Source organism: Paenibacillus mobilis (assembly GCF_058267595.1).
In genome coordinates this window covers 97,389-109,339 of sequence record NZ_JBZCMS010000006.1, presented here as the reverse complement: position 1 = coordinate 109,339, position 11,951 = coordinate 97,389, and the positions used below count along the sequence as shown (strand labels likewise).

Annotated in this window: 10 protein-coding genes; 4 read left to right on the top strand and 6 right to left on the bottom strand. The window is 53.1% G+C overall.

Annotation, left to right across the window (positions count from 1 at the left end; translation table 11 throughout):
* Positions 1-544 precede the first annotated feature (544 nt).
* The gene (locus tag AC3ZPD_RS12860; protein WP_490984690.1) at positions 545-1,846 is read left to right on the top strand and encodes an NCS2 family permease; all 1,302 of its coding nucleotides are present in this window, start codon (positions 545-547) and stop codon (positions 1,844-1,846) included.
* Positions 1,847-2,003: 157 nt separating this feature from the next.
* Here the strand turns inward: AC3ZPD_RS12860 and AC3ZPD_RS12855 are convergent, their stop codons facing one another.
* The gene (locus AC3ZPD_RS12855) at positions 2,004-2,972 is read right to left on the bottom strand and encodes a DMT family transporter (RefSeq protein WP_490984689.1); all 969 of its coding nucleotides are present in this window, start codon (positions 2,970-2,972) and stop codon (positions 2,004-2,006) included.
* A gap of 115 nt (positions 2,973-3,087) precedes the next feature.
* Between AC3ZPD_RS12855 and AC3ZPD_RS12850 the strand changes: the two genes are divergently transcribed.
* Positions 3,088-3,990, top strand: coding sequence for a LysR family transcriptional regulator (locus tag AC3ZPD_RS12850; RefSeq protein ID WP_490984688.1), 903 nt, complete (start codon positions 3,088-3,090; stop codon positions 3,988-3,990).
* A gap of 204 nt (positions 3,991-4,194) precedes the next feature.
* Here the strand turns inward: AC3ZPD_RS12850 and wsfD are convergent, their stop codons facing one another.
* From wsfD to hutP, 5 genes are all read right to left on the bottom strand, one after another.
* Complete coding sequence (wsfD, locus tag AC3ZPD_RS12845) at positions 4,195-5,619, bottom strand: glycan biosynthesis hexose transferase WsfD (protein WP_490984687.1); 1,425 nt, start codon at positions 5,617-5,619, stop codon at positions 4,195-4,197.
* Positions 5,616-6,170 carry a GtrA family protein gene (locus AC3ZPD_RS12840; protein ID WP_490984686.1) on the bottom strand — a complete coding sequence of 185 codons (555 nt, stop codon included), beginning with the start codon at positions 6,168-6,170 and terminating at the stop codon, positions 5,616-5,618. The genes wsfD and AC3ZPD_RS12840 overlap by 4 nt, the downstream gene beginning before the upstream one ends.
* Positions 6,160-7,182, bottom strand: a complete 1,023-nt coding sequence (locus tag AC3ZPD_RS12835) for a glycosyltransferase family 2 protein (protein WP_490984685.1) — start codon at positions 7,180-7,182, stop codon at positions 6,160-6,162. Before AC3ZPD_RS12835 ends, AC3ZPD_RS12840 begins: the two co-directional genes overlap by 11 nt.
* Positions 7,183-7,454: 272 nt before the next feature.
* Complete coding sequence (hutH, locus tag AC3ZPD_RS12830) at positions 7,455-8,996, bottom strand: histidine ammonia-lyase (RefSeq protein WP_490984684.1); 1,542 nt, start codon at positions 8,994-8,996, stop codon at positions 7,455-7,457.
* A gap of 214 nt (positions 8,997-9,210) precedes the next feature.
* Positions 9,211-9,669, bottom strand: coding sequence for a histidine utilization transcription antiterminator HutP (hutP, locus tag AC3ZPD_RS12825; protein WP_490984683.1), 459 nt, complete (start codon positions 9,667-9,669; stop codon positions 9,211-9,213).
* Positions 9,670-10,051: 382 nt separating this feature from the next.
* On the opposite strand from hutP, the gene AC3ZPD_RS12820 reads away from it, so the two are divergent.
* Complete coding sequence (locus AC3ZPD_RS12820) at positions 10,052-11,209, top strand: copper amine oxidase N-terminal domain-containing protein (protein ID WP_490984682.1); 1,158 nt, start codon at positions 10,052-10,054, stop codon at positions 11,207-11,209.
* Between the two features lie 123 nt (positions 11,210-11,332).
* Positions 11,333-11,938 carry a pentapeptide repeat-containing protein gene (locus AC3ZPD_RS12815; protein WP_490984681.1) on the top strand — a complete coding sequence of 202 codons (606 nt, stop codon included), beginning with the start codon at positions 11,333-11,335 and terminating at the stop codon, positions 11,936-11,938.
* The last annotated feature ends 13 nt before the right edge of the window (positions 11,939-11,951 follow it).

Below are 11,951 nucleotides of genomic sequence, written 5' to 3'. Positions count from 1 at the left end.
GTATGGGAGGAAATGTCCTTCGGAGCGTTGCACCCACTCTTCCGAACAGTTCTAACAAAGCTTGCGGTCCTGCCGCCGGAGGAAAGAGGGTGGTTCGCATCCGGCAACTTCTGGACCCTACTCTGCTGTTCTTTGGCCGATGAACACAAGCGTTTCTCCTGACGGCCCCAACTTCCCCTTTTCCGGTTTGGAATCAAGGAAGGTCCTGCTTGGGGCGCCAGCCGCCGAATCATCTCCAATCCATTATGTTAGGATTTCTCCCGTCATAGTGAATTTTTTTCTAAAAACCGCTTCGTATGTGTTTAATTATAGCCTTGAAGGAGGTTTAGTCAAGTGTTTTCCATTAAAAAACACGGTTAAACTTAATTTTATGTAATGTTTCCTGACACTAACTAAGGTTTCTTGGTTCTTTCCTTCTTCTTGCTCCTTTATGAAAAAATAGGGCATACTGTTGAAGAATTCCTTGTGCTCGCAGCCGGACAATTGTATGCTTACATGTGCTGTTATTTTTATCGGCTAGAACGAATGGAGGTTTATGTAAGACATGAAACGAAATTGGCTGTCTGAAAGCCTGGGTTTTACCCCTGGCCGGCACAGCATTAGAAAAGAAATCGGCGCGGGGCTGATCTCCTATTTTGCCGTGGTCTATATCGTGATGGTAAACGCCGCGATCCTTAATGACGCGGGCATGCCGCTGCAGGCTGCCATGGTCGGGACACTGCTGACCTCAATGGCAGGTTGTCTGCTGATGGCCTTCTGGGGCAAATCCCCGATTATTGTGGTGCCCGGCATGGGGATCAACGCTTTCTTCACTTATACGCTTGTGCATTCCATGAAACTGAGCTGGCAGGAGGCGCTGGCGGTAACCACAACCGCGGGTCTTTTGTTTGCGGGACTGGCCTTCTCTTCTCTTTATAAAAAGATCAGCGACGCCATTCCGCATAACCTGCAGCACGGGATTACCGTCGGGATCGGCTTGTTCCTGACCTTTATCGGCCTGCAGAAAAGCGGCATCGTGATCGCACACCAGACAACTTTTGTGACCATCGGCCACTTCAGCGATCCCAACGTTATCACGGCCTGTATTACGCTGCTGCTGGCGCTTGTCCTGTTTGTGAAAAAGGTTAAAGGCGATCTGCTGATCGCCATTCTGGTCGGCACGGTGCTGGCCTACGTGCTCGGAGCCACCCACCCCTCCGCTTCCAAAATCGAAGGCAAACCGCTGCAGCAATACGGCGACTTGTTTGCCCATCTGTCCTTCGGCTCCATCGGCACTTTGGCTTTCTGGATTGCGGTGTTCCTGCTGCTGCTCATTATCGTCTTTGAAAATATCGGCCTGATCGGCGCACAGACCCGGATGATCGACCGGCCCGAAACGTTTACGGGCAGCCTTCGCGCCCTGGCGATCTCCAATGTTCTGGCCGGCCTTTTCGGCAGCAGCCCTACCGTGGCGGCGGCGGAAAGCTCCGCCGGTATTGCCGCCGGCGGGCGGACTGGCTTGTCGCCGTTTGTTACCGCCGTATTGTTCGGCGCTACGTTCTTTTTTATTCCGCTGCTGACTTATATTCCGGACAGCGCGATTGCGCCGATCCTGATCATCATCGGCAGCCTGATGGTGCAGAACATCCAGCAGATGGATTTCCGTGATTTTACGGAGGCGTTCCCGTCTTTTCTCGTTATGGTCATGATTCCCTTCACTTACAGTATCATCGACGGCATGGCGTTTGGCTTTATCGCCTACCCGGTTGCGAAGCTGGCTGCAGGACGCGGAAAAGAAGTCAAAGCCGTCATGTACGTCATCACGGTCCTGTTTGTCGCCAACTTTGTGCTGCATGCGCTGATGTAACTCTGCGGGCACCCCAACAGATCTCCAATAAAAAACTAAAGCCCATGCTGCGGAAGCTAAAGGATCTCCTTCCCTTTCGCGCATGGGCTTTTTTTAAAAATTCATCCTGTTTTTTTCTTCTTTAAGGTCAATTCGCTTTCGCTTATTTCTTTCTCTATTACTTCAGTTCACATGGCTTTCTTTCGCTTTGTACCGCCGGTTGTAAAGGAATGCCAGCCCCGCGTTTGTCCTCGGCTTTGGATGCGGCCTGTTTCCGGGATATCAGGTTAGCCGAAAGCAGCATCCCCGCGATTACGATTGCGCCCCCGATCATTTGCGAAAGCAGCAGCTGCTCACCAAACAAAACGGATAATACCGCAGTAAAAACCGGCTGTAAATTCATCGTGATGCTGGCTCTGCTTGCCCCCAGCTCCTTCACGCCCAGATTCCAGAACAGGAAAGAGCCGATGCAGGGGAACAATCCCAGATAAACGATTCCTGTAATTCCAAACGGAGTAACTTTCTCCGGATGAATCGGCTGTATAAACAGCAGGGGAATCATAAATAATACGCCGAGAATTGCCATAATTGCAATGAAGGTGATGGGCGGAAGATGCTGCGCCCGCTTGCTGGTTATGGAGTAAACGGCCCATATAACCATCGCTGCCAGCAGGATAGCATCGCCTGAATTATAAGCCGTACTGAACACTGACAGCAGCTGTCCTTTGGTCAAAACCGTCAAAACGCCGATTAAGGACAGAATTAAACCCGCACCTTGCCGGAAGCCGATTTTTTCTTTCAAAAAGAGAAAAGAAAGCACGCTCACCACGGCCGGAGTCAAGCTGTTGATCAGGCTGCCGTTGGTTGACGAGGTATACTGCAGCGCCGTATAAGTAAGCAGCGTATAAATGGTTATGCCGATCAGCGACATAAACAGCAGAAGGCCCCAGTTTTTTCTCCAGATCTGGATCCACGACGGTTTCTCTATCAGTTGAGCCATTGGAAGCAGCACGGAAGCGGCGATCACCCAGCGCAGAAAAGACGCCCATGCCGGAGGAAAATCCGCCGTAACCGATTTGCCGAACACCAAATTTCCCGCCCAGAATAAATTCGCCATTATTAAAAACAGCCATGCTTTGGTTTTCATGTGGAATCCCCTATCCCAAAAGATTTTGTCTTTATCTCTGCTCACAAAAAATGATACAATAAGCCTCAACATAAATAAAATGAATATAAATCATAAGGGAGATATCAAATTTGTTATGAACAGATCGCTATTGCAGCTGATTGTTGCCATTTCGGAGACCAAAAGCTTCACTGCTGCCGGGGAGAAGCTTAACATGACGCAGCCGGCCGTCAGCCGGGCGGTGACCTCTCTGGAAAAAGAGCTTGGTGTCACGCTGCTGATCCGGGACCGACGCAGCGGCGTTATGCTGACGCCCGTAGGCGAACGGATTGTCCGCATATACCGGGAAATTTTGCAAGGGTATGACAAAGTGGACCAGGAAATCGCCAGCGAAAAAGGGCTCGAAACCGGCAGCGTGCGGATCGGCACTTTTCCGGTTGCGGCTTCTTATTTTGTACCCCAAATCATCAGCCGGATCAAAAAGCAGTATCCGAAGCTGGAATTTTCGATTTCGGAAGGCACGGTAGCGGATATTCACAGCCTGCTCGACAACCGCGAGATCGATGTAGGGCTGGTCATCGCGTCCGGACAAACGGAGCGTCCGTCGATTCCGCTCTACCGGGAGGGGATTTTTGCCGTAATGAGGGAAGATCATCCGCTGACGGCCAAAACGATCATCCGTCCGGAAGATCTGCGGCAGGAACCGATGATGATCTGCAAAGCCGGCTACGAGCCGCCGGTGATGGCCTGGTTCGAGCGCGCCGGGGAGACTCCCCGGATCGAATACGTCTTGTACAACTACAGAACGGCCCTGCAGATGGTGCTTGTAGGCGAAGGCCTGGCCGTCATGTCCGAACTGTCGCTGCTGGACCTCCCTCCAGGCCTGAAGGTGCGCCGATTGTCGCCGGAGGCCTACCGGGATATCCATATCGTCGCCGCTCCTCTGGACGAAAGATCCATCGCCGTAAAGCTGTTTATCGAAACCGCGCAAAAGCTTTTTCCTTTCCGGCCGGAGCATGAACCTCTGATTCGGATATGAGGCGCAGGCATTAAAAAGAAACCGTCCCGGTGTGGGGACGGTTTCTTTTTGGAGTCCAAAACCAAAAGCGGGCTATTTCCCCCTTTTTCCGCAAACCTCCGTTTAGGGGATCGATTAAGCGCTAGGATCACCGTTAGCAAACCGTATTCCGTCATAGCCGCCCTGTCATTCTGTCATTCTGCCATTCTATAAACGTTAAATCCGTTACCGTCTGCGCCAAACCCGCAAATGAACCAGCTGGTATACCAGCCAGGCTGCAGCGGTAATCAGCATCATGTCGAAGCAAACGTTAAACATAAACTGGTGTTTGGCCATATCCGCCTGTCCGTCGCCGAGAATCGGCACCAGAAAGCTGAACAGGCCGACCAGCCCGACCAGCATCAGCAGCTCGTTCCGGATTCGGCTGGCCGAATCGGAATAACGGAAATATTCGAACAAGGCGACGCCGTAATAAAGCACGTAAATTAAAACGACAAACCACAGCGCATGCGGCACATGTTTATTTTTAAATTCGCTCCAGCCGCTGTAGGTATAATCCAAAGCTCTTGGCGGTTTATTTTCGCTTTTGAGGTAGTTGCCCAAATAATAAGGACGGATGCTCATGCCGTTGGAAGCGGCAAACTCCATTTTGCTGACAAACCGGGACGGGTGTTTGAGATAGAACAACAAAACGTCCCCATGGGAAACCCGGCTGTAGAAATCGCCTTGGAGTGAAGGGTCGTTCTGCTTGATCGCCGTTCCCGCCTGAAAATAGTTCGTCCCGGCCAGCACTTCCAGCCGTTCCGGCAATCCCAGCTCTTTCAAATCGCCTTTGACGTCCGGCGAGCCGTTCAAAACCCCGAAAAACACCGTCTGGTACAGGTTGATGTGCTTAAGCTCCTTCGGCGCCGTCACGTACAGCACGATCGAGATGACGCACAGCCCGGCGGACAGCCACAGGGTCAGCCTGCGCCAGCTGAAATCGTCGCGCAGCTTCATAAACCGTAGACCGATCAGTGCGTACGCAATGCCGATCGGAGCATTTTGCAGCTTCGAGGTAGTAAGAACAAACGCGGCGATAAAAAACAGCCACAGCAGTTTCTTCGAAGGGCGCTTCTGTTGGGTGAGCCAAAGCCCCAGCCCGATCGAAAGCAGCATGGACACCATCGAAACCGGTTCCCCGAACAGCGAGTTGAAATAAGCGAGATAACCGATATCGAAAAAAACGAACAGCAGGCAAAGCGCCAAAAATACAGCCAGAATTTGAGAGCGGAATTTGCCGCCGCGCACGAGGATCCAGATGGCCGCAAGCAGCAGAAGACCGTACAAAAGCCCAAGCACACGGATATCGAAGGCATCCGGATGGAATATGGCCGCGACCAGACGCGCAACCGCCACGATCAGGAGCTGCGAAGAAGGATAAAATCCCCGAAAAAAAGTATCATACGCAAAATACTGGTGCGCGAATCCGAAAAATCGGTCGTCGTAACTTTCCGCCCCGTCATAATAATTAAGCCCGATGGAGCTCATGATCCGCTGGAAATCGCCGTTGTCGGCCACGCCCACAAAAGGGCTGCCGATCAGTATGTACAACAAAACACAAAAGCCCGCCAAAACCGCAAAGGTTTCGACGGTGAGCCATTTTCTCATAATAGGCTGGATTCCTCTCTTTCAGGGACACGGGTTTCCGGTTCGGCGGACACAGCGCTTTTTTCCCTGACCGCAGTCCTGTTCGCGCCTGCGCCCTTGCCCGTTCCTTTGTCCATCCCCGTGCCCTTGTCCGCAAAAGTAATTTTCTTCTGGCCGAAGTAATTCAGAATCGTATACAACCCGCTGCCGACCAGGGCAGCCGCGTTGTCCTTAAACCGGCCGCTTGCTTCCGGCAGCACCAGGTCCAGCCCGATATCCGCCGCTTTGCCGGCGATCCAGTAGGCCGCGAAATAGCAGACCGCCGTAACCAGCATAAACTTCCAGACCGTAGCCCCGATGCTCGCCGTGGATCTAAACGTAAAACTTTTGTTCATAAAATAGCTGTTTACGGCTCCCACCGCATTGCCGATGAGCGTGGAGGCCCAATAATTCAGCCCTAAAGCGTTCAGGCAGATAAAGGTTACGGTCAGTCCGATCACGGTATTCGCAACGCCAACGATAATAAAACGGATCAGACCGTTCTGAAACAGCCGTTTCAGTTTAGTGCTCATAACGGGCCACCCGGTCCCCCGCCATTCCTGCCTGAGCGGATGAACCGGAGGCGTTTTGCGCCGGCAGATCGCGTTCGATTAGGTACAGCGGACGGCTTTTGACTTCTTTATAAATTTTGCCTACATATTCTCCGATCAGCCCAAGCGAAATCAGCACCATGCCGCCGATAAACCAGACGGACAACATGAGGGAGGTCCAGCCGGATACGGTATTCCCCATCAGCTTCGAGATCAGCGAATAAATGCCCACGATCAGGCTGATGCCGAAGCAGAGAAAACCGGAGCCGGTCACGAACCGGATCGGTTCGACGCTGAGCGAGGTGATGCCTTCCAGCGCAAAATTGATCATTTTCTTAAGCGGATATTTGGATTCTCCCGCAAAACGTTCCAGCCGGTCGTAATAAACCTCCGCGGTTTTCAAGCCGATCAAAGGCACAAGCCCGCGCAGAAACAGGTTCACCTCCCGGAACTTGGACAGGTGCTCCAGCGCCGTCCGGCTCATCAGCCGGTAATCCGCATGGTTGTAAACCACCTTCAGGCCCATGCTTTTCATTAGCTTGTAGAAACCAACCGCGGAGTTCCTTTTGAACCAAGTATCCGTATCCCTTTTTCGACGAACCCCGTATACGATTTCATAACCTTCCCGGTATTTCAGCACGAAATCGCGGATGACCTTCACGTCGTCCTGCAAATCCGCATCGATGGAGATCGAGCAGTCGCAGCAGTCTTTGACCTGCATCAGCCCTGCCAGCAGGGCGTTCTGATGCCCCACGTTGGCCGCCAGCTTGAGCCCCGACACCCATGGATAACGCTCATGAAGCTGTTCAATCAGCTCCCAGGTCCGGTCCGCGCTTCCGTCGTTCACAAACAGCAGAAAGCTGTCCTGCGAAATCAACTCCTCCCGCATGAGAGAAGTCAGCACTTCGCTCAGCTGCCGTACCGTTTCTTCAATCACAGGTTCCTCATTATAGCAAGGCACCACGATGCCAAGCTTTGGTCTTTGCCGATTCATCCACTAACCACCTTATTTTCTCTTTCTCATGTTTTCTCCTGCGGTCCTTTTCCGGATCACGTTCATAAAAACTCTAGCAAATATGAATATTGTATCATTTTCAGGGGGGACGATAAAGTTCGGCTCCTCCTTCTTTTTCCGGATTGTAACGAAGTCGCTTCGGCGCCCGTCCGGTATGTTTCTAATTGGCGGCGATCTGTCACATGCTGCTTTAGCATAGATAAAAAAAGAGCACAGCGGAACAAGCCCGCCGTGCTTCTTTTCGTTAACTTTTATTGGATTCCGGCCTTCCCGGCCAAAGCCGCCCGGATATCGGTCTCCTTCATCCAGTCAGCGATCGTTTTGAAGTCGGCCGACAAAACGCGGTCTTCGTCCACAAACGGGACGCGGGCGCGGCATTGCTCATACAGCCATCTTGTGCCTTGGCCCAGCTTCAACGGATCACGGAAATCGGCTGCCTGCGCACCGCACAGCAGCTCGATGGCGAGAACGGCATAAGCATTGTCTACGATCTGCGCCGCTTTGCGGGCGGCAATCGTGCCCATGCTGACATGGTCCTCCTGGTTGCCCGAAGAAGGGATGGAATCGACGCTTGCCGGATGGGATAAAGCTTTATTTTCCGAAACTACGGCTGCGGCCGCATACTGGGCAATCATAAATCCCGATTGCAGGCCTCCGTTCACGGCCAGAAACGCCGGCAGCCCTTCGTTCAGATGCGGATTGACCAGCCGCTCAACCCGGCGTTCCGATATGTTGGCCAGCTCCGAAGCGCAGATCGAAAGATGGTCCATCGGCAGCGCAATCGGCTGCCCGTGGAAATTTCCGCCGGAAATGACGCGGTCTTCCTCCACGAAAATCAGCGGATTATCCGTCGCCGAATTAATTTCGATCTCCAGCTTATCCTTAATGTAAGCCAGACCGTCGCGGCTTGCCCCATGCACCTGCGGCGCGCAGCGCAGGGAATAAGCGTCCTGCACGCGGATCTCCCCCTGCCGGGTCATGTGGCGGCTGCCCGCCGTTAAGTGGCGGATATTTTCGGCGGACCGGCTCTGTCCCGGGTGAGGGCGGATCGTATGCGTCAGCGGATCAAACGCATCCTTCACGCCAAGCAGCGCTTCGGCCGTCAACGCGGCCGTGCAATCGGCCCAGCGCGCCAGATTGATCGCGTCATAGCAGGCCAGCACGCCTACGGCGGTCATCACCTGAGTTCCGTTGATGAGCGCCAGCCCTTCTTTGGCCTGCAGCGCGACCGGCGACAGGCCGGCCCGCTGGAGCGCCGTGCCCCCCGGCAGGCGTTCGCCCTCGAAATACGCTTCGCCTTCGCCGACCAGCACCAGCGCCAGATGCGCAAGCGGCGCCAGGTCGCCGCTTGCGCCGAGCGAACCTTTTTCCGGAATGACCGGCGTGACTCCTCTGTTCAGCATCTCGGTCATCAGCACAATGACCTCCGGGCGGATCCCCGATACGCCGATCAGCAGCGCATTGACACGCAGCAGCATAATCGCCCGCGCCACTTCGACCGGAAAAGGGGCCCCGATCCCGCAGGCATGGCTGCGGATTAAATTAAGCTGGAGCTGCTGCACGTCGCTGCCGGAAATGTAGGTGTCGCTGAATTTTCCGAACCCTGTCGTCAGGCCGTAAACCACCTTCTGATCCCTCAGCAGCTGCTCCACATAGACCCGCGACTTGTTGACACGGACCAGACCGGCCGGATCGACTGCAACCTTTTGTCCAAAGCGGGCAACCTCGACCACTTCGTTAATCGTAAGAGAACCTCCGCTTACCGTCAGCATTTTTTCTGCCGTCTGATTCATGTTGTCTCCACCTGTTCTTTTTGGAATAAAAAAAGCCCATACCAAAAAAAAGATTGGTATCGGCTTTCTAAAGAAACTATTCGCTAAACGGCCGCTTCCGCTGCCCTAAAAATGCCCCTTGCCTGACTTACTGAATCAAAAAGGAATTCATTTTCTCCTATTATGTGCCGCCTGATCCGGATATGTGCCAAAACGGCAACAGCGGCAAATCTCATTAAATATGGTTAAATCCAAAACCTACCGCTTCGTGCTCGAACCCTTTTTTCGGAGCGCCGATCGTGCCGTACACGCTGACCGCAATCCATTCGCCTTCGTGTTTGACCGAACCCTCCAGCTTTCCCCGTACAATGGCAAAGGTCAAGCCCACCGTCCGCAAAATCTCCCCGAACTGCGTGACGCCGCGCCCCAACGCCTGGATGGCTTCAATAATCGCATGATAAACGGCGTGAACCTCATGGTAGGAGCTGCTGTCGATGATGTTGTTGTTTTTAGCCGCCGTTTCCATGGCTGCCACAACCTTCGTAATATCCATGGCGCCGACGCGCCCGATCGTATATTTGTAGCCCTGCTCGGTCAGCTGCCTCTCTACTTCCTCCCGCCACTCATGCTCCTGCAGGACGGCCAGCAAAAGGGACAACTTGCCGATTGGAAAAACGTTTGGTGATCCTGCCATTGTCCTGATTCTCCCTTATCCTTAAATAAACCCGATAAAAGCGGGGTTTTGCGCTAAAAAAAATGCGCTAAAAAACAAGAACCTCACGGTTCCTCTTTAAAGCCCATTCTTAAGACTAAATATCTATTCGGGTGATTTTCTATAAGCTTACTCAAATATAACGCGGCGGGAGGTTTAAAGTCAATTGATCTATAGCGCCGCTCACAACCCTTAGATAAACCCCCTAAGCAGGCAGCTAATATCCGGCCGCGATACCACGTAAATTGGAGACATCCCTTTTAACAAGGCCGCCCTCTCCCCTCCTGCAACCTTCAGCGTCCCTTCCCCGTTTAGAACCTGAAGCCGCACAATCAAAGATCCTGCCAAGAAAGGACCTGAAACCATGACTAAACTTACCGTAAAAATATTCGCATTAAGCGCTGCGCTGCTAACCGCAGCCATCCCGGCAAACGCGGGCCTGCCCCCCGCCTATGCTGCCGAATCCAGCGTAATCCAGCAAAACGGCGGTACGCCCGTCGTTAAAACCTTCACTTATACCGGCGGGGCCGGCTCTTCGGTCCAGTTAACCAACCATACGGCTTTAGTGCCGGTCCGCGAGCTCGCCGAAGCGCTGGGCTGGAAAGTGACCTGGAAGCCGGGCGGAGCAACGATGTTGACGAACGGCCGGGATACCCTGACGGTCCAAATCGGCCAGTCCTCCATCGTCAAAAATGCTCAAACCGTTAAGCTGCCCGCCAAGGTGCAGGTTATAAACGGAAAAATTTACGTTCCTGCCCGCCAGACGGCAGAAGCGCTTGACGCTCAAGCCGGCTGGGATGCCCAGGCGAAGTCGGTCGTGATCCGCCAAACATCCGATCACACAGACACGCTGCGCATTCTTTCGACATTCAAGCAAAACGCGGCCGAAGGCTGGTCAGCCGGATTTGCCGATTTGCCGGCGGATCACCGGGATCAGGATTACCAGCTGCAAAGCGGGCCTGCCGCAATTCCGGCAAATTCAGGAGCAAAACCTCAAAACGGCTTCAAGCTCAGCGGCATGAACCGCAGCGACGATCTGTTTATGTTCATTTCCCGAAAATTAGGCCCCGCTGACGGTCTTAAACCGAATACGGCTTATACCGTTAAGCTTGGATTTGACCTGGCCGCTTCCGAAGCGAACGATTCGGTGGGAATCGGCGGTTCGCCGGGACAATCGGTTTACGTAAAAGCCGGTATCACCAATACCGAACCTAAAGCCGTAGAAGTTAAAGAAGACGCTGCTTACTACAGGCTGAACCTGGATAAAGGCAACCAGTCTACCGACGGCAAGGACCTGAAGCTGCTGGGCAATATTGAGCAAGAAAGCGCAGTCGTTTTTGAAGCTGAAGCTGCGCCCGATTCGGGGCCAAGCTTTTATCTCAAGCATTTCGAAAAAACGTTCACCGTCACCAGCAGCGCAAGCGGCGAGCTTTTTGTCATCCTCGGCACCGATTCCGGTTACGAAGGTTTAACGACGGTTTATTACACCAACATCGACTTGAATCTGGTCCCGAGCAAATAGTTCCAATTCAGGAACACCGCCTCCATTCAACCTGACAAAAATAAATGCCTTGACTTTTGGCAGGCTTTCCGCTGGCCCTTGACATCTCTATGCTATAGTGGAATGGACAAAAGGGGGAGTTTCATGTTTCAGCACAGCCACCAGCATTATGAGGAAGTCAACTTCGGCGGACAGGATCTGCGGTACGGCGAGTTGATTTCCTGCACCTTCGTCCGCTGCTCTTTCCAGAACGGATCCCTGGAAGAAATCATCTCCAGCCAATGCCGTTTCGTGGAATGCGACTTCCGCGGCGCGGCCTTGAACGGCTCCATCCATAAAGAATCGGCTTTTGAAAACTGCAGGTTGATTGGCGCCAATCTTTTTGTGTCCAAATTTGAAGCCTGCAAAATGACCGGATCGGACTTCTCGGGAGCCAATCTGGACGGCATCACGATCGAGGATGGCGACTGGTCCTACACGAACCTCAGGCTTGCCAGACTGGCGAAGCAAAACTTGCGCGGAATCAAATTTCATGAAGCCGACCTGTCCGGCGCGGATTTGGAGAAAGCCGATTTAAGGGATTGCGATTTGTCCATGTCGATATTGGCTCAAGCAAACCTGCAGGGGACCGATTTAAGAGGGGCGGACCTGGAAGGCGTCGATTTCAAAACGCTGACCCTTTCCGGCACTAAATTAGACCGGGAGCAGGCCGTTTGGTTTGCACGCTCCTATGGAGCCAAAATTGGTTGATTTGGACCAATTG